The 18,358-nt window shown below is 45.1% G+C and carries 15 protein-coding genes; 10 read left to right on the forward strand and 5 right to left on the reverse strand.

What is annotated here, in order from left to right:
• Window positions 1–56: 56 nt before the first annotated feature.
• From ACESTD_RS10705 to ACESTD_RS10725, 5 genes are all read right to left on the reverse strand, one after another.
• A complete protein-coding gene (locus ACESTD_RS10705; RefSeq protein WP_005827423.1) occupies window positions 57–1,154 on the reverse strand; it encodes a TlpA disulfide reductase family protein in 1,098 nt (365 codons plus the stop codon).
• 123 nt (window positions 1,155–1,277) lie between these two features.
• Window positions 1,278–1,826, reverse strand: coding sequence for a 30S ribosomal protein S16 (locus ACESTD_RS10710; RefSeq protein WP_005837359.1), 549 nt, complete (start codon window positions 1,824–1,826; stop codon window positions 1,278–1,280).
• Between the two features lie 176 nt (window positions 1,827–2,002).
• Window positions 2,003–3,313, reverse strand: coding sequence for a Na+/H+ antiporter NhaC family protein (locus tag ACESTD_RS10715; protein ID WP_098032253.1), 1,311 nt, complete (start codon window positions 3,311–3,313; stop codon window positions 2,003–2,005).
• Window positions 3,314–3,489: 176 nt separating this feature from the next.
• On the reverse strand, window positions 3,490–5,001 hold the full coding sequence (locus ACESTD_RS10720) for a UxaA family hydrolase (protein ID WP_005827433.1): 1,512 nt from the start codon (window positions 4,999–5,001) through the stop codon (window positions 3,490–3,492).
• 115 nt (window positions 5,002–5,116) lie between these two features.
• The gene (locus ACESTD_RS10725) at window positions 5,117–6,172 is read right to left on the reverse strand and encodes a LacI family DNA-binding transcriptional regulator (protein WP_005837354.1); all 1,056 of its coding nucleotides are present in this window, start codon (window positions 6,170–6,172) and stop codon (window positions 5,117–5,119) included.
• Window positions 6,173–6,513: 341 nt separating this feature from the next.
• Between ACESTD_RS10725 and ACESTD_RS10730 the strand changes: the two genes are divergently transcribed.
• The 10 genes from ACESTD_RS10730 to ACESTD_RS10775 all read left to right on the forward strand — a co-directional run bounded on the left by ACESTD_RS10730 (window position 6,514) and on the right by ACESTD_RS10775 (window position 18,351).
• A complete protein-coding gene (locus ACESTD_RS10730; protein ID WP_005837352.1) occupies window positions 6,514–7,539 on the forward strand; it encodes a sugar kinase in 1,026 nt (341 codons plus the stop codon).
• Between the two features lie 51 nt (window positions 7,540–7,590).
• Window positions 7,591–7,956, forward strand: coding sequence for a four helix bundle protein (locus ACESTD_RS10735; protein ID WP_080650799.1), 366 nt, complete (start codon window positions 7,591–7,593; stop codon window positions 7,954–7,956).
• Window positions 7,957–8,042: 86 nt separating this feature from the next.
• A complete protein-coding gene (locus ACESTD_RS10740) occupies window positions 8,043–8,711 on the forward strand; it encodes a bifunctional 4-hydroxy-2-oxoglutarate aldolase/2-dehydro-3-deoxy-phosphogluconate aldolase (protein ID WP_005827446.1) in 669 nt (222 codons plus the stop codon).
• Window positions 8,712–9,351: 640 nt separating this feature from the next.
• Complete coding sequence (locus ACESTD_RS10745; protein ID WP_288675970.1) at window positions 9,352–10,524, forward strand: glycosyltransferase family 2 protein; 1,173 nt, start codon at window positions 9,352–9,354, stop codon at window positions 10,522–10,524.
• Window positions 10,525–10,561: 37 nt separating this feature from the next.
• Entirely contained in the window at window positions 10,562–12,463 is a 1,902-nt protein-coding gene (locus tag ACESTD_RS10750) for an asparagine synthase-related protein (RefSeq protein ID WP_373158865.1), read from the forward strand.
• A 16-nt stretch (window positions 12,464–12,479) separates the two neighbouring features.
• Entirely contained in the window at window positions 12,480–13,514 is a 1,035-nt protein-coding gene (locus ACESTD_RS10755) for a glycosyltransferase family 2 protein (RefSeq protein WP_234146026.1), read from the forward strand.
• Between the two features lie 6 nt (window positions 13,515–13,520).
• Complete coding sequence (locus ACESTD_RS10760) at window positions 13,521–14,549, forward strand: glycosyltransferase family 2 protein (protein ID WP_373158864.1); 1,029 nt, start codon at window positions 13,521–13,523, stop codon at window positions 14,547–14,549.
• 17 nt (window positions 14,550–14,566) lie between these two features.
• Window positions 14,567–15,508 carry a glycosyltransferase family A protein gene (locus ACESTD_RS10765; protein WP_051642933.1) on the forward strand — a complete coding sequence of 314 codons (942 nt, stop codon included), beginning with the start codon at window positions 14,567–14,569 and terminating at the stop codon, window positions 15,506–15,508.
• On the forward strand, window positions 15,502–17,031 hold the full coding sequence (locus tag ACESTD_RS10770; protein ID WP_117703256.1) for a lipopolysaccharide biosynthesis protein: 1,530 nt from the start codon (window positions 15,502–15,504) through the stop codon (window positions 17,029–17,031). Before ACESTD_RS10765 ends, ACESTD_RS10770 begins: the two co-directional genes overlap by 7 nt.
• A 153-nt stretch (window positions 17,032–17,184) precedes the next feature.
• Window positions 17,185–18,351, forward strand: coding sequence for a glycosyltransferase family 4 protein (locus tag ACESTD_RS10775; RefSeq protein ID WP_118264510.1), 1,167 nt, complete (start codon window positions 17,185–17,187; stop codon window positions 18,349–18,351).
• The last annotated feature ends 7 nt before the right edge of the window (window positions 18,352–18,358 follow it).

Below are 18,358 nucleotides of genomic sequence, written 5' to 3' on the forward strand. Positions count from 1 at the left end.
ATTTCGATTGACGAAGTGTGGCACTCCTTTTTTAGTCTCCGGTGTGTCCGGTTTTATTATTTGACAGCTTCGGCTATCTTTTCCTGAAGCTCGTCACCGTGCAGTCCGCGTGCAAGGATAGTTCCTTCACCGTCAATCAACACAGTGTGGGGGATGCTGCTTACGGCATAAAGCTGTGCGCCTTCGCAGTTCCAGTATTTCAGGTCGGACATTTGCGGCCACGTGATGTTCAGCTTCTTGATGGCTTCTTTCCATGCGTCAGCACTCTGGTCCAGAGATACGCCTACAATCTCGAAGTTCTTGTTCTTATATTTGGCGTAAGCTTCCACCAGGTTGGGCATCTCGCGACGGCAGGGGCCGCACCAGCTTGCCCAGAAGTCAACAAGGACAACTTTGCCCTTGCCTACGTAGTCGGACAGTTTTACCGTTTTTCCTTCCGGCGTCTGCATCTCGAAGTCTGTAAACTTCTGGCCTACGGCAGTGGCTTTCATCTTTTCAACGTTGTTCTTTATCTTGACGATGGCTTCGTCGTTGTCGTAAGCTGCAGGGATTTGGGGCATCAGCGGGTCGAGGTCTGCCACATCCATGTAGTAGTAGTTCTGCTTCAGCAGGAGTACACCCACCGGGTTGGTGATGTTCTTGTTGATGCCGGCTTTGATGGCGGATATCATGCTGTTTTCCAGATTTTCCATCTCTTTGCCTTTAGCCTCGCGTTGTTCGTCGGTCAGTGTGGTGTCCGACATGGATTCGTAGATGCTCATCATTTGTTTGTTCAGACCGTTGATTTGGGCTCTGATTTCCTGGTAGGCATCATTGTTGGCAGTACCGGTGGCAGAGTTGTTTTCCTGCGACAAGTTGATTTTAATCTTGCCGTTTTCCAGGAAGAAGTCGATGGCTGCGCCGTCTTTTCCTTCGGCTTTGTAGGAGATGTAGCGGTTGACAGCAGTATCTTGTGTACCCTTGAAGGTAAATGTTCCATCTTTGATGACAGCAGAGTCCAATTTTACGAATTGGCGTCCTTCCACGGTTTCCAGATATACGGTGTCGCCGTCGGCTGCACCCTCTACAGTTCCGGTTACGGTGTAACCGTTGTTTCCACTGTTACAAGCTGTAAATACAGCGGCTACAGCGAGCAGATAAGTAAACTTTTTCATTGTTTGTTTTTTTAATGAATGATTATAGCTGCAAATATAGTAATAAAAAATCCCCTCCGATATGAACCGGAGAGGATTTTTATAGTTTTAATCCCATTTTTAGCGATAACGCTGTGCTTACTATTATTCGGCAGCAGCTTCTTCAGCAGCAGGGGCTTCTTCGGCAGGAGCCTCTTCGGCCGGTGCTTCGGCAGCGGCTTTTGCAGCAGCTTCAGCAGCTTTCTTTTCAGCCAGTGCTTTTGCTTTTTCTTCGTTTATCTTCTTTTCAGCTTCCAGACGTGCTTTTGCTTCAGCTTTCTTAGCTTCGTCTTCCTTAGCCTTCAGAGCAGCCAAACCGCTTTGTTTGTTGTTCTTCCAGGCTTCGAACTTAGCATCAGCTTCAGCTTCGCCGAATGCGCCTTTCGCTACACCGCCCAGCAAGTGCTTCTTCATGTAAACACCTTCGCGAGAGAGGATGTTACGAACTGTGTCAGTAGGTTGTGCACCCTTCAACACCCAGTCAAGTGCGCGGTCGAACTTCAAATCTACTGTGGCAGGATTGGTGTTAGGATTGTAAGTACCAATCTTCTCAATAAATTTACCATCACGTGGTGCTCTTACGTCTGCAATAACGATAGAGTAGAAAGCGTAGCTTTTACGTCCATGTCTTTGCAATCTGATTTTTGTTGCCATTTAATTAAAATGTTTTTAGTTAATGATTTGAATTATGCTACTATCTCGTAATAGCGAGTGCAAAGGTAAGAAAAGATTTTGAGTTTTGAGTTATGAGTTATGAGTTATTTGTTGGCACGAGGGGTGTTTTTTTTAAAATGTTCACACAACGTCACCCATAACTCATCACTTGTCACTCATCCTTCTCCCGAGTATTTCCTGGGGTATCTCAGCAGAATGGCGAGTATGGCGCATGTTCCCATGCAGAAGGGGTAATACAGGTTTCCGATGATGCTGATGGGTGAAATGCCGGCAAGTCCGGAGGCTATCAGCATTTGCGCTCCGTAGGGGATGATTCCTTGCACGAGGCATGAGAAGGTGTCCAGTATGCTGGCTGTTTTCCGGCGGTCCAGGTGGAAGCGGAGGGCGATGTCCTTGGCTATGGGGCCGGTGGTGATGATGGCAATGGTGTTGTTGGCGGTGCAGAGATTGGCGATGCCGACCAGGACGGCGATGCTGAATTCGGCTCCCCGCTTGCCGCTGACGTGGCGGGTCAGCCGGGAGATGATGAAGTCGATGCCGCCGTTGTAGCGGATGGTCTCGAGCATGCCTCCGGCCAGCAGGGTGATGATGATGAGCTCGCCCATGCCGGTGATGCCCGTTCCCATGGCTCCGAACCAGTCGAAGAAGGCGGTGCCGGTATAGATACCGATAATTCCAGTAGAGAGGATGCCCAGCAGCAGTACAAGCATGACGTTGACACCTGCTACGGCCGTGCCCAGCACGATGAGGTAGGGGATTACCTTTATCCACTCGATGGTCTGCACTTGGGGTGGGGCGGAGACGGACAGTCCTTGAAAGATGTAGAGACCCAGCACGACAAGAGCTGCGGGGACTACAATCATGAAGTTGACGCGGAACTTGTCCCTCATCACGCAGTCCTGCGTCTTGGTCGATGCAATGGTGGTGTCGGATATGAAGGAAAGATTGTCTCCGAAGAACGAGCCTCCCACCACGATGGCGACCATGTAGGGCAGGTCGATGCCCGTCTTTTCCGCCAGTCCCACGGCTACGGGAGTCAGTGCGACGATAGTTCCTACGCTTGTTCCTATTGAGAGGGAGATGAAGCAGGCGGCAATGAAGATGCCCGCCAGCAGCAGGTTGTCCGGCAGTATATGTAAGGTCAGATTTACGGTCGCATCAATGGCGCCCATCTGCTTGGCGCTTTGGGCGAATGCTCCTGCAAGGATGAATATCCATACCATCAGCATGATGTTCTTGTTACTGGCGCCCACGGAAAACTGATAGATGCGCTGTTCCAGATTCAGGCCGCGCGTGATGGCGATGGCATAGCAGGACGAGGTGAGGAAGGCTACCGTGATGGGGACTTTATAGAAGTCGTTCACCAGGAGCGAGGTCACCAGGTAGAGGCAAAGGAACACCGCCAATGGGCTGAGTGCCCACCAGCCGCCTTTGGTTTTAGGGGTTGTATCGGTTGTTGCTGACATAGTTGTATTGTTTGGTTGAGATTAATGTTTCACCACAGATTTCTATCTTTCAATCAATTCCATGTTAATCGGTGTAATCTGTGGTGAAATCAATTTCGCCGCAAAGGTAACAAAAACAAAGGGCGGCACAAAATGGTTTTGTCCCGCCCTCCATCTATCAGCCCTTAATTTTCAATTTACAAAGTTACTCCGGTCTTGAAGATGGCTATTTCCTTGTAGCCTTTCTTTTCGTTGTTCACGAATTCACCGCTTGCTACTTTGATGATATACTCGATGAAGCGTTCGCAGGTTTTCTCCATCGGTTCGTTCTCGACGATAACTCCGGCGTTGAAGTCTATCCAGCCCGGCTTGTTCTTTGCCAAAGTGGAGTTGGTGGAAATCTTCATGGTCGGCACATAGGTTCCGAAGGGCGTTCCGCGTCCTGTGGTGAACAGCACCATGTGGCATCCGCAAGAGGCAAGGGCAGTGGCGGCTACAAGGTCGTTTCCCGGAGCAGACAGTAGGTTCAGTCCCTTTACTTTCAGGCGTTCGCCATACGGAAGTACCCCTTCCACGTAGCTCGTGCCACATTTCTGTGTGCATCCCAAGGCTTTGTCCTCCAATGTCGAGATGCCTCCCGCCTTATTTCCCGGAGACGGGTTTTCACCTACCGGTTCACCGTGTGAGAGGAAATATTCCTTGAAGTCATTAATCAGCTTCACCGTGTCCTCAAACAGCTCTTTGGTGCGGCAGCGGTTCATCAGTATGGTTTCTGCGCCGAACATTTCCGGCACTTCCGTCAGTACGCTGGTGCCGCCTTGCGCTACGAGGAAGTCGGAGAACATACCCAGTAGCGGATTGGCGGTGATACCGGAGAAACCGTCCGAACCGCCACACTTCAGGCCTACGCGCAGTTCGCTTAAGGGAATATCCTCGCGCTGGTCCTGGATGGCTTTGGCATAAAGTTCGCGTAGCAGTTCCATTCCTTCTTCGTATTCATCACCCACTTTCTGGGTCACCATAAACTTTACGCGCTCCTGGTCATAGTCTCCCAGGAATTCGCGGAACACATCCGGCTGATTATTCTCGCACCCCAAGCCTACCACGAGTACGGCTCCCGCATTGGGATGCAGTACCATGTCGCGGAGGATTTTCTTTGTATTCTCGTGGTCGTCGCCCAACTGGGAGCAGCCGTAGTTATGGGGATAAGCCATGATGGCATCCACGCCCTTTCCGCCCGTTTCGCGGCGCAGGCCTTCGGCAAGCTGGTTGATGATTCCGTTCACGCAGCCCACTGTCGGAATAATCCATATCTCGTTGCGCACACCTACGTCGCCGTTCTTACGTTTGTACCCTCTAAAGGTCAGGTTTGGCGCGCCGGTATTGAGGTTTAGAGTTGTAGTATTGAGGTCTACGTTGACGGGGTTGTATGTGTATTCCAGCAACCCGGACAAGTTGGTCTTGATATTGTTTTCATTCATCCAGTCCCCCTGCTTCTGCGCTTTCCGGGCGTGGCCGATGGGGTATCCGTATTTAATGACGTTTTCGCCTTCCGCAAAATCTTTCAGTGCAAATTTGTGTCCGGCAGGAACATCCTCGTTCAGAGTGATTTCCTTTCCGTCCACCGTGAGTTTTTCACCGGCCGGGAGTGCTGTGATAGCCACTGCAACATTGTCGGCAGGGTTGATTTTCAGGTACTTTGCCTCCATCTTTTAAAATTTTCCATTTACCATCTACAATGTACAATTTGGCTGCGCTGCATTAGTATTAGTCCCCTTCCGCATGGCCGAATTGTACATTGTAGATGGTACATTGTACATGCAACTATTTGTTGTAATAAAACTCTATATTCTCCTTCGTCAGCAAGTCAATCGGCATGAAGTTCTCCCTTGTGATTTCCTTCTTCAGAATCAGGTATTCGCACAAGGCCTTGATGCCGTCGAATCCTTGCAGGGTGGGCTGCTGTGCTATGAGGAAGAAGATGCTTCCCTGCTTCAGGCAGTCTACGTTGCGTTGCAGCAGGTCGTAGCCCATCAGGTTGAAGTCTTTTTTCTGCTTCTTCAGCAGGTATTCCCCGATGATGTATGCTTTGGAGTTGAAGGTGATTCCGTTCTTTACGGTAGGATGCTCTTGGAAGAACTCGTCCAGCATCAGTGTGTCCTCGCTGTCGCGCTTGGCATGCAGGTCCAGTTCCCAGATGCGGCAGGCGGGATGATGCTCCTGCATGTATTCGCGGAAGCCTATTTCGCGGCGTTCCTGCTGGTTCGACCCCACGATGCCTTCATTTATCTTGCGGAAGATGACGATTTCCTGCGCGTCTTCTCCGGCAAGCAGCATCAGCATGCGGGCGGCAAAATATCCGCTCTGGTGCGAGTTCTGCCCGTAGAAGGAGAGGGCGGGCTCTTCCTTTATGTTGGAGTCTATATATATATAAGGTATATTATGTTGCGTCAGCTCATCCGTGAAGGGCTTGGTGTATTGCGGAACGGTGGGGGCAAACATCACTCCGTCCGGCTCCAGTGCCAGAATCTGTCCGGAGGCTTCCGCGAATGAATGATAGTCATACGGGTCATAGTAGGAGAGGTGCACGGCCACGTTGAAGTCAGAGTAAGTCTCTACGGCGTTGTGTATGCCCGTTTCCACGTCTGTCCAGTATTCGCCTTTCTCGTGTAGCGGCAGCAGGCAGGCAAATGCGTACTTCTTGTTCGAAGCCAGTGCACTGGCATACATATTGGGCTGGTAATCCAGTTGTTTCAGGATTTCTTCCACCCGCTTCCGGCTGGACTCGGACACACCGCTACGCCCGTGAATCACACGGTCGACGGTTCCCACGGATACATCGGCCATCTTGGCGATATCCTTTATTCTGACTCTTTCCATCTGTATATTTACGATTTAACGATTTACGATGTACGATTGATGTTGCTTTGGCTACGATTCTACAATGTAATCTCAATCGTCTAATCGTAAATCGTCCCATCGTACATCTTCTTGTGCTCGCACACAATTATAATCTTAATATTTTCGATACAAATATATGATAATTTTTTGTATTTCAAAAATTGTTGTATCTTTGTGCCCGTACACGAAGACTATGAAGAACGAATATTATTTTGATTTACTCTCCATAGTTTCAGGTGTTTAGGTTCTGTTTATACCTCGAAATGATAAATTGAAAGGAAACAAATTAATTTCATATTAAAATAAAACATAGAAAGATTATGGGAAAGAAAGTAGTTACATTAGGTGAAATCATGCTGAGGCTGTCTACTCCGGGAAACACCCGTTTTGTGCAGTCCGACTCTTTTGATGTGGTATATGGCGGCGGCGAGGCCAACGTGGCTGTCAGCTGTGCCAACTACGGGCATGATGCTTATTTTGTAACCAAGTTGCCGAAACATGAAATAGGCCAGTCGGCTGTCAACGCATTGCGCAAGTATGGCGTAAAGACGGATTTCATTGCGCGTGGTGGTGACCGTGTAGGTATCTACTATCTTGAGACCGGTGCTTCCATGCGTCCCAGTAAGGTAATCTATGACCGTGCACACTCTGCCATTGCTGAGGCAGATGCGGCAGACTTTGATTTCGATGCCATCATGGAAGGTGCAGACTGGTTCCACTGGTCAGGTATCACTCCCGCCATCTCCGACAAGGCCGCCGAGTTGACCCGCCTGGCTTGCGAGGCTGCCAAACGTCACGGCGTTACGGTGTCGGTAGACCTCAATTTCCGTAAAAAACTCTGGACCAAAGAAAAAGCCCAGTCCATCATGAAGCCTTTGATGCAGTATGTGGATGTCTGCATCGGCAATGAAGAGGATGCTGAACTCTGTCTGGGCTTCAAGCCCGATGCAGACGTGGAAGGCGGCAAGACGGACGCTGAAGGCTACAAGGGAATCTTCAAGGCGATGGCGAAGGAATTCGGCTTCAAATACGTAATCTCTACGTTGCGCGAGTCTTTCTCCGCTACCCACAACGGCTGGAAAGCAATGATTTACAACGGCGAGGAATTCTACGAGTCAAAGCGTTACGACATCAATCCTATCGTCGACCGCGTAGGTGGCGGCGACTCTTTCTCAGGTGGTATCATCCACGGCCTGCTGACAAAACCCAACCAGGGTGCCGCCCTCGAATTTGCAGTAGCCGCTTCCGCCTTGAAGCACACTATCAACGGTGACTTCAACCTTGTTTCCACAGAAGAGGTAGAAGCGCTGGCAGGAGGGGATGCAAGCGGACGAGTACAACGCTAAGCTCATTTACGATTTGACGATTTACGATGTACGATTGAAATTACTTCTACAGTGAACTCGGAGGAATTGAAAATACGATTGAAGGTGTTCTCTTTGAGAATAATCAAGATGGTAGATTGTATGCCTAATCGGATTTCGTCAATGGCTATAGCTAAACAAATAGTACGTTCAGGGACTTCACCTGCTGCCAATTATAGGGCAGCTTGTTTGGGAAAGTCTGATAAGGATTTTCTGAATAAACTGAAAATGGTAGAGGAAGAACTGGATGAAACTATACACTGGTTGGAAATTATTGCTGAAAGTGAGATGATTCCTGCTAATAAACTGCTTGGGTTGCAACAAGAGGCGCATGAATTGTATAAAATAATAGTGAGTTCTATTGTCACTACAAGAAATCGGTTAGCAAAGGAAGTTTGAATCGTCAAATCGTAAATAAAAAGAATAGATATAAAGTAAAGTAATATTAATCGTAAATCGTAAATCGTCAAATCGTAAATAAAAAGATGAGTAAATTTGATAAAATCTCAGTATTGAATAAGATTGGTTCTACTGGAATGGTGCCTGTCTTTTATCATAAGGATGCAGAAGTTGCAAAGAAAGTTGTAAAGGCTTGTTACGATGGAGGTGTTCGTGCGTTCGAATTCACGAACCGTGGTGACTTTGCCCACGAGGTGTTTGCGGAAGTTGTGAAGTTTGCGGCAAAAGAGTGCCCGGAGATGGCTATGGGTGTAGGTTCCATCGTTGACCCTGCTACTGCGGCGCTGTATTTGCAGTTGGGTGCATGTTTCGTTGTAGGCCCGTTGTTCAACCCGGAGATTGCTAAGATTTGTAACCGTCGTCTGGTAGCTTATACTCCGGGGTGCGGCAGCGTTTCAGAGGTAGGTTTCGCGCAAGAAGCAGGTTGCGACCTCTGCAAGATATTTCCGGGCGACGTGCTTGGCGCCAAACTCGTGAAAGGTTTGCTGGCTCCGATGCCCTGGTCCAAGCTGATGGTGACCGGTGGAGTGGAGCCGACTCAGGAAAACCTGACCTCCTGGATTAAGGCGGGTGTGTTCTGCGTAGGTATGGGTTCCAAACTCTTCCCGAAGGATAAGGTCGCTGCTGAAGACTGGACTTATGTTACGGAAAAATGTAAAGAAGCGTTAGGTTATATTGCCGAAGCAAGAAAATAAAGAAGAAATTCATTTTGTTTAAAGGTGTTTAAAGGGGACAGCCATCGAAGCGTTTCGGCGCTTCGGTGGTTTGTTTTTTACTGGAAAGTATACTCCCGATGAACAATAAAATGTTTATAAGTGTAAACTGTACCCTTAAACTCTAAAACAATGTTATAAAACGCGCGAAAAATATGCCGGCGTTTTGTGCGTGCGGATAAAACACTTACCTTTGCAGTGCAGTTGGGAAACTGCATTTGGATTTGATAAATAATAAAAACAGTTTTCAATAAAGGATATTAGTTGTTAGGTAAAAGGATTGAAAATAGATTTTTTTCATAAGCTAAATGTTTTGAATAAATAGGTAAATTAGGTAAAGGTAAAAATTGGATTTTGAAGTTTTCAGAATAGGTAATTGAAGTTTTATTTTTCAGGTAAAGAGAAAGATTGATTTTTAGGTAACATTGATGCAGTTTAAAAGAAAAGCCTTAAAGGCTTTTCTTACAGGGGCGAGGGGTTCGTGAGAGCTTGCTCGTTTTTTTATTCCTATATTCTTCGCATTTTTTGTATATTTTGTCCAGACTCTACTTCTTTTTTGTATCTTTGTGTCGGATACCCATTAAAAACAAGCAGCAACTCTAAAGCTTAAATAGCTCTGAATTTGGAACATATATTGAATATACTCGATTGGCTTTTATACATATGGTTTGCAATAAACATACTGTATCTATTGGTTTACAGTCTGGCGTCACGCCGGCGTGACCTGCCTCTGCCCCCTCCAGCCAAGGAACACAAGCGTTTTGCCATACTGATTCCTGCCTACCGCGAAGATGCCGTGATACACGAGTGCGTCCATTCATGTCTGGAGCAGGATTATCCCGCCGACTGTTTTGATACGGTTGTCATTTCAGACCGTATGCAGCCCGAAACCAACGCTTCCCTCGCTGTGCTTCCTATCCACCTGGTTGAAGTGCATTTTGAGAAAAGCACCAAGTCCAAATCTCTGAATGCCGCCATGGCTGCCATCGGCAATGACTATGACATCGCTTTGGTGCTCGATGCGGACAATGTCATCCCTTACGATTATCTGAGTGATATTAACGACCTCTTCGCCAATCCGGAAGTCGAGATTGTGCAGACCCACCGGAGTGCCAAGAACCTGAACAATGACATGGCCCTGCTCGATGCCATCAGTGAGGAAATCAACAATACCATTTTCCGTCTGGGGCATGCCAAGCTGGGCTTGTCGGCCGCCCTTATCGGTTCCGGCATGGCGTTCCGTTACGACTTGTTCCGTGATACGATGGCGGATATCAAGGCTGTGGGCGGTTTCGACCGTGAATTGGAGCTGACCCTGCTCTATCGCGGCAAACGTTTTTATTATCTGCCCGAAACCTTTGTGTTCGATGAGAAGATACAGAACACCGGTGATTTCTCCCGTCAGCGCCGCCGTTGGCTTTCGGCACAATGGCATTACTGCCAGACCTTCGCCAAGTTTCTGTGGAAGGCGCTTGCTGCGCGTAACTGGGACTTCTGCGACAAGCTTTTCCAGCAGCTTTCCATTCCCCGCCTGCTGTTGATGGGGTTCACGTTCCTCTTCTCCGTGTTGTTTACGGTTTATCGCTGGACATGGGGGCTGAAGTGGTGGCTGCTCTTGGTGTTGCTCGCTGTCGCACTGCTCGTTGCCGTTCCCAAAAGGTTCTGCACCAGCCGCCTGGCAATGGCCCTGCAAAAGATACCCTATACATTCCTGCTGATGGCAGGAAACATCTTCAAGCTGAGGGGGGCGAACAAGACCTTTATACATACCAGGCATGGGGTGGCGGAAAAATAGAAAGGGATACACAATAAACAAGTCTATAAGCAAACAAATGATATACGGAAAAATCACTTTAGAAGATTGGCGTACAGCCTGCGTAGAGGGAGAAGAGCCGGAATCTTCTTTTGAAAGTTATAATCTGAGACTTTTCTTTTTCGGAGCTTTGTATAATCGGGACACCTTGCAGGCAACTCCGGATGATACCAATGCCAAGCTTGCTGCCGATGCGTTTCTATCCGATCCGGCATATGGCTTTTCACGCCTGGACGGTTCGTTCACCATAGTATATTATTCAGAAAATGAATGCGGAGTGGTGCGCGACCATCATGGCACGCATTATCCCGTCTATTGTCACATTGATGGTAATTTTGCCACTTCCTGGCAATTTTTAGAGGACCAGCTGGAAGAAAATTTCGAGCCTAATCTGGTTTCATTGAGTACATTCCTTCAGCGTGGCATTTTGAAGAAGAATAATTTCGCCCTATTCGATGTTCATTCTTTAGGTGCTGGCGAAAAGTTCTACATGTTGACAGAGCTTGGTTATCTGATGCCGGTTTGGGCTTCTGTAAAGTTAGAGACACAGGCGAACGTACATTCCATGTTTGATTCGCTGAAGGAAAGAAATCCCAGCTTATATGAAAAGGTGGCAGATGACATTTATTGTCTGAAGCGCGACAGCGTTTTTGAGCATGAACCCAAGGTGGCGACTGAACGGAATCCGGATGTAGAAACCTACTCCCGCCGTTATGGAGAATTGCATGCGCAAGCCATCCGCCGGCGTATCGGCCATAGCCGCAGGGTAGGTATCCTGCTGAGTGGCGGCTATGATTCCGGTTCAAACCTTGCTGCGCTGCGCAGCATTTACGACGGCCAGATTGACTCCTATTCCGTGGGCTTTAAAGGAGATGCCTGGACGGAGCTGCCCATGGCCCGTCTGATGTCTGAAACCTTTGGTACCCGCCACCACGAGTACGAGATTGACGGTACGGAAACCAGTGCCTTGCCCGACATTGTCCGTTTTCTGGGTGAGCCTTTTATGGAAGGCGGGCTGATGGTAAACTATTGTGCCATGCGCATGATAGGCGATGACAAGCCCGACGTGATTCTGGGAGGTGACGGCAGTGACCAGTATTTCGGTACTTCCGGTCGCGAAGTGGCGTTGCATTATCTATCCGCCCGCATAGGATTGCGTCCCTTGCTGCGTGGCATCAGCCGTCTGCTGGAGCATGAAACCTTTGATACCGGTGGAAAGCTTTCCCGCATCAATTTCCATTTGGATAAGATACTTCATATTCTGGAAGGGGAGCGTTTCGGCTTCTCCGATTCTGCCTTGTGTGCCCTTCTGCAAAATCCGAAAGAAGATTTTGAGCCGGTAAAATCACTACGGCCCGATATCCACAGTTTCGAGCATCTTTATGCGCAGCATGCCATTCTTTCCGATTTGGAGACTGTAATCAACCGTATCATTCTTTTCAAGGCTTCCAGCATGGCACGCATGTTCGGTAACAATCTGACGTATCCTTTTATGGACCTGGAGCTTTTCCATTTCCTGCAGGAGCTACCGGTAGGGTTGAAGTGCAGGGGCAACAGTGTACTGGACATTGCGCGGGGTCGTTCCGTTTCTAAATATCTGTTAAAGTGCCATTATAAACCTTTACTTCCCGAGGCCATTACCTTGAAGAAGAAGCAGGGCGGTTTTGCACCTATGCCACTGTTCTTCCGTGATAGGGCCCGACGTGCTTTCTTTAAGGAATTCATTCTTGCTTCCGGCATTATGGACAACTATCTGCGTCGTGATGCAGTGAAGAAGTTTCTTACAGATTATGAACAAGTTGCAGAGAAGGAGGGCGGTTGGTTCTGGCATAGGCAGAACAAGGCTTTGCAATATTTCAATCTGTTGACGCTTGTTGTGTGGTGGGAAGAGTTTGTGGAAGGCCATGAGGTGAAATTCTGAAAATATGATTGAAAGTATGAAAGTTTCCATTATTGTTCCGGTTTATAATGTTGCCAAGTACATAGAACGGTGTCTGCTGTCTGTGTTGAACCAGACCTGGCCGGATTTGGAAGTTATTCTTGTGAATGACTGCACTCCGGATAACTCTATGGAGATAGTCAGACGGGTGGTGGCTTCGCATCCGCGCGGAGCGGTGGTGAGATGTCTGGAACATGAAGAGAACAGAGGGCTTTCTGCTGCAAGAAACACCGGTATTTTAGCGTCTGTTGGCGATTATCTGTACTTCTTGGATAGCGACGACTATATTTCTGCGAATGCAATAGAGCTTTTGGCAGATGCAGCGGTGCAGAAGCGACCGGATTTTGTGATAGGCAATTACGAGGTGACCGGTGCCAGACGTTGGGCTCCTCCTTTATCATTAGGCACCGGGTTTTATGAAGGGAATGCTCTTGTACTTTCCACTTATGTGCAGGGAAAATGGTATGTCATGGCATGGAACAAACTGGTGAGTCGTCCCCTCGTTTTGCAGCATAAACTCTACTTCCAGGAGGGCATTGTACACGAGGATGATTTATGGTCATTTAAGTTGGCATGTATGGCTCAAAGTATGTATGTCGTCGGTGAGACCACTTACTATTATTCTATGCAGCCAGACTCCATCATGCGGGCGCCGTCTATGCGTAATTTGGAATGTCGTGTGCTGGTGCTGGGTTATATCTACGATTTTATCCGGTCTTCCCGGTGTTTGCAGGATAACCGGCATATATATATCTATTTTGAGACTCTGAAGGCAAAATATTTTGACCGTATTCTGTATTTCACGAAAGACACATCCTTTCATTATCAGAGTTATTTGGTATTCAGGAACAAAAAGTATGCGTCTTTGTTGGAGATGACGGGGCTGTGCCTCGAATGGAAGCTGATGCTGCAGAACATCCATTATGTGCTTCCTACGTATGCCGGCTATCTGTATTTTAAGGCTTTTGTAAAGTCAGCCTACTATTTGTTGGTGTTGTCTATAAAAATGAAGGCAGTGTTGCATACAAAATGAGCGAATATGAATCATGTCCCGGAAATATCCATTATAGTACCCGTTTATAAGGTGGAAGAGTACTTGCCCCAGTGCATTGACAGTATTCTTGCACAGACCTTTACGAATTTTGAGTTGTTGCTGGTAGATGACGGGAGCCCAGACCGTTGCGGGGAGATTTGTGAAGAGTATGCCGGGAAGGATACGAGGATACGGGTGTTCCATCAACAGAACAGTGGCGTTAGCGCTGCACGTAATATAGGATTGCAGCATGCTAAGGGTACATATATTGTTTTTGTGGATTCAGATGATTGGGTTTCCACGGATTATTTGTTGCATTTATATAAGAGCCTGCCCGATACGGGTATTGGTTTGGTGATGGGAGGAGCTTTAAAATATTCAATTGATGGTAAGTTAATAGGAAAGATTGCACTTCCGGAAATATTATTAGGAAGTAATATAGGTGAAGGTTTTGCGGAGTATGGCCTTGACCGTTTTGGATTTTCTTGTTCAAAACTATATAGTGCGGAATTGATTCGTGAAAATAAATTATGTTTTGATTGTAATGTCCATTGCATGGAAGATTTGATTTTTATGATGGATTATATATTGCTTTCAGATTATATTCTTCTTTGCAATTTCATGGATTATAATTATAGAATAGCATATTCTGCAGAAACTCTTTCTTCCCGTATGAATACATACAGCGATGAATACAATCTTTTTTCAGCTTATAGAGGCAGAATGGAAAGATTTGAGGATATTTATTATTTGTCGGATGAGCTTACCTACTATTTGAGGCACTCCGTAAGTTTGGTTTTTCAGCGTGTATTGCTATCCCTCCATGCTAATTGCTATCCATTCAGGCAACGGATATCTTGTTTGGAAGATTTATTGTCCAAGGAAAAGGAATGGATAGAAGAAAGATTCATGCCAGATTATAAAGCAGATTGCATAGCGAAATATCTTCTTTGCCACATGGGAGGCGGTTTCTTTGATTGCTGGATTTCTTTGTTACGTTTTCTCCGGTTCAAAAAAAGTTTCGGAGTACATTGACATAAATGGATAAAAACATGAAAGAAGTTTTGACTACATCTGTTACTATTCCTTTTGAGTATACTTACACTATCATTATACCTCATAAGAATATTCCGTTGTTGTTGCAACGTTGTTTGGACTCTGTTCCTTTGCGTAATGATGTCCAAATTATCGTGGTTGATGATGGCAGTTCCAGCAATGTGGTAGATTTTACTAACTTTCCGGGTACTGACCGTGAGAATGTAGAAATTATCTTTACCAAAGATGGAAAGGGAGCCGGATATGCTCGTAACTGTGGATTGCTTCAAGCAAAAGGAAAGTGGTTGCTGTTTGCTGATGCTGATGATTTCTTTCTTCCAGATTTTCTTAAAACATTGGATCGTTATTGTTCCACAGATTATGATTTAATAACTTTTCGGGCTACGAGCGTTGAATCAGATACATTAACTTCAGTACATTCGCGACAATCTGAATTTTTAGGTTTCGACGTAGCTGAAAATATTGATGTGGAGAAGTTAAAGTATAAGAATGATGTACCTTGGGCAAAAATGATTTCCGGAGCTTTGGTTCGGAAATATTCGCTTCAATTTGATGAAATACCGGCTGGCAATGACATAATGTTCTCTTTTTATTTGGATTATTATGCACAGCATGTAACTGTATGTTCAGATGCTATTTATTGTGCTACGATACGTAAGGACTCTTTACAATATGGCGTTGTGCTGGATAATTTGCTGGCAAGAGTTCGAGTGGTGTGCCGCTGCAATAGTTTTTTGAGAAGAATAGGACGTGAGGATAAACTCTTGAGCAGCTATTACCGTGTAATGCAATGTAGAAAGTATTTTGGAAAGCGAGGATATTACAAAGCTTTGTGGATTTTTGTATGTAATGAACACCGGAATATGGTGTATGCTACTTTTAGGGGAATTTTAATGAATAAGGTGAAAAATATTTGTGAAAAGTTAACATCATGGTAGAGTCTCGTCTTAAAAAAAGCTATTTGAATGCCCGGGTAAACGTGCTTTTCTATTTTATTACCCTATTCATTTCTTTTTTTTCCCGCAAGATATTCCTGGATATGTTGGGAGCGGATTTTGTAGGTCTTATGGGGACATTGCAAAATTTATTGGGCTTTTTGAATCTGGCCGAATTGGGAATTGGGGCATCTATTGGTTTTGTTCTTTACAAACCTCTATTTAATGGCGACAAGGACAAGATACGGGATATAATTTCTGTATTGGGGTATCTGTATCGCAATGTCGGACTGATAATTTTGGGGGTGGGGCTTATATTAGCCTGCTTCCTTCCCTTGATATTTGCAAATATCAGCATTGGTTTGGGCGTAGTCTATTTTGCATATTTTGCTTTTCTGTCTTCTGCCCTAATCAGTTATTTTATTAATTATCGACAAACCTTATTAGGAGCCGATCAGCGTAATTATGTTGTGACTGCCTATTTCCAGACTGCAAATATTGTAAAGATATTGGTGCAGATGATGCTTGTTTGCTATATAGGCAGTTTTTATCTATGGATTGCCATTGAGCTGCTTTTTGGTATTTTGTATTCATACATACTTAATTGGAAGATAAATAGGGTATATCCATGGTTGAAGTGTAGCATTGCTGAAGGTCGTCGAAAATATCCTGAAAATAAGATAATCGTACGCAAGGCACGTCAGATGTTTGTACATCAATTGGCAGGGATGGGGCGTTCCCAGCTGCTTCCTTTTTTGGTTTACGCATTTACTTCCTTAAAATTGGTAGCCTATTATAGCAATTACATGTTGCTGTTGACCAAATTGAACCAGCTCGTCAATAATTTCTTAGGAAGTACGGGGGCTGGAGTGGGAAATTTGATTGCCGAGGGTGACTCAAAGCGTATACAACAAGTATTTTGGGAACTCAGCTCTTTACGCTTTATGGTAGCTTCTTTTTTAACATTTGCTCTATACCACCTGATGGATTCCTTTATTGTTGTATGGTTAGGGACAGAGTATGTATTGCCTCATTCTGTATTGGTAGTGATTCTTGCCAATTTTTTCATCAGTCAGTTTCGCGGTACAAATGATCAGTTTATTTATGGCTATGGTCTTTTTCAAGATACCTGGGCGCCCATTGCTACACTTGGTATCACGATACTGGCAGCTTTGGTTGGAGGATATTATTGGGGACTTCCAGGGGTCTTGTTAGGAGATGTTGCCAGTTCCATAACTGTCATAAGCATTTGGAAACCTTATTTTTTATATCGCTACGGTTTTAAAATGTCTGTTGGAATTTATTGGAAAAATGTATTGCTGTATTTATGTATGTTTGTTTTTTCTTGGGCTTTGACAGATGGTATTCTTTTATCATTGGCTCTGCCAAAACCAGAGGAAGGTTATTTAGAGTGGAGCTTGTATGCTTTGGTTTCTTCGTTATTATTTCTGTCGATTTTGACAATTCTATTTTATAATTTTTCAAAAGGTATTCGGACTTTGCTGGGGCGATTTATTCATTGGTAACTTTTGAATATAAAAACAGATTTATAAAAGTGATACATGTCGATGAAGGCAATTTACGGAATCGGTTCGCCTTTTCTATAATTTTATTTGTGAGGCTAAAAGTAAACTTCTATATTTGTGTTATAGCATGGAATATGAAATATGAAATATGAAATGGGAAAACGATTGAGGATAGTGTATTGCATTCCTTCTGTTTATAAAATGGGCGGAATGGAAAGAGTGCTTGCTTTGAAAGTGAATTTCTTTGTTGAGACTTTCGGTTATGAAGTGCATATCATTACAACTGAAGGCATTTCAGGTACTCCTTTTTTCAATTTTCATCCTTCTGTTCAGGTTCATGATTTGAATATCCATTTTGATGTATGGATGCCTAAATATAAGCGTTTTTTGATGTATGCTTATAAACGTTTTTTGTATAAAAGGCGTTTGGAGCAATGTCTAAATAAAATAAAACCAGATATTACAATTGCGATGCTACGTCGTGAGGTGGGATTTTTGTCCAGTATGTCAGATGGAAGCATCAAAATAGCGGAAAGTCATTTCTATAAAGATTGTTTTTTACATATAAATCCACAACTGTCAAGATTTCTACCCAGGTTTATGTGGGACTATTGGATAAAAAAAATTGTAAAAAAACTCAATTGCTTGTCTCGTTTTGTAGTTCTTACCCAAGAGGATAGAGTTCTTTGGACAGAATTGGATAATGTAGAAATCATTCCTAATCCTATAGCTTTTGTCCCTTCTGTTTTTTCCACTTGTACTAATCATCATGTGATAGCAGTAGGAAGGTATGTTCCTCAAAAAGGCTTTGATATGTTGATTACTGCTTGGGCACAAGTTGTGGCAGTGTGCCCTGATTGGAAGTTGCATATTTGGGGAGAGGGTGAATTGAGAGAGCAGCTTCAAAGCCAAATTGATAGGATGGGATTGGATGAGTCCTGCTTTTTGGAAGGTCGTACTGATAATGTAGCCGAAAAATACGTGGAGAATTCAGTTTTTGTGTTGAGTTCTCGTTTTGAAGGGTTTGCAATGGTGATAGCAGAGGCTATGGCGTGTGGGCTCCCTGTTGTTTCATATGCTTGTCCATGTGGTCCTAAAAATCTTGTTCAGGAAGGGGTGAACGGATTTTTGGTAGAGAATGGGAATGTCCATGAGCTATCTCAGAAGATTATATACATGATAGAGCATGAGGAAGAAAGAAAATGGATGGGGCAGAATGCTATTAAAAGTGTTGGTTGTTTCCAAATAGAGATGGTGGCTTTGCAATGGAAAAAACTTTTCGAGAAATTGCTGGAAGAACATTCTGATTTATTAAAGTAACAGAATT

Origin of the sequence: Bacteroides sp. AR20 (assembly GCF_964250605.1) — a bacterium.
Taxonomy (GTDB): Bacteria; Bacteroidota; Bacteroidia; order Bacteroidales; family Bacteroidaceae; genus Bacteroides; species Bacteroides uniformis.

Coding starts and splice junctions, on each gene's coding strand:
- ACESTD_RS10705 (WP_005827423.1), bottom strand. CDS start 1,154: ATGAAAAAGTTTACTTATCTGCTCGCTGTAGCCGCTGTATTTACAGCT.
- ACESTD_RS10710 (WP_005837359.1), bottom strand. CDS start 1,826: ATGGCAACAAAAATCAGATTGCAAAGACATGGACGTAAAAGCTACGCT.
- ACESTD_RS10715 (WP_098032253.1), bottom strand. CDS start 3,313: ATGTCAGCAACAACCGATACAACCCCTAAAACCAAAGGCGGCTGGTGG.
- ACESTD_RS10720 (WP_005827433.1), bottom strand. CDS start 5,001: ATGGAGGCAAAGTACCTGAAAATCAACCCTGCCGACAATGTTGCAGTG.
- ACESTD_RS10725 (WP_005837354.1), bottom strand. CDS start 6,172: ATGGAAAGAGTCAGAATAAAGGATATCGCCAAGATGGCCGATGTATCC.
- ACESTD_RS10730 (WP_005837352.1), top strand. CDS start 6,514: ATGGGAAAGAAAGTAGTTACATTAGGTGAAATCATGCTGAGGCTGTCT.
- ACESTD_RS10740 (WP_005827446.1), top strand. CDS start 8,043: ATGAGTAAATTTGATAAAATCTCAGTATTGAATAAGATTGGTTCTACT.
- ACESTD_RS10750 (WP_373158865.1), top strand. CDS start 10,562: ATGATATACGGAAAAATCACTTTAGAAGATTGGCGTACAGCCTGCGTA.
- ACESTD_RS10755 (WP_234146026.1), top strand. CDS start 12,480: ATGAAAGTTTCCATTATTGTTCCGGTTTATAATGTTGCCAAGTACATA.
- ACESTD_RS10760 (WP_373158864.1), top strand. CDS start 13,521: ATGAATCATGTCCCGGAAATATCCATTATAGTACCCGTTTATAAGGTG.
- ACESTD_RS10765 (WP_051642933.1), top strand. CDS start 14,567: ATGAAAGAAGTTTTGACTACATCTGTTACTATTCCTTTTGAGTATACT.
- ACESTD_RS10770 (WP_117703256.1), top strand. CDS start 15,502: ATGGTAGAGTCTCGTCTTAAAAAAAGCTATTTGAATGCCCGGGTAAAC.
- ACESTD_RS10775 (WP_118264510.1), top strand. CDS start 17,185: ATGGGAAAACGATTGAGGATAGTGTATTGCATTCCTTCTGTTTATAAA.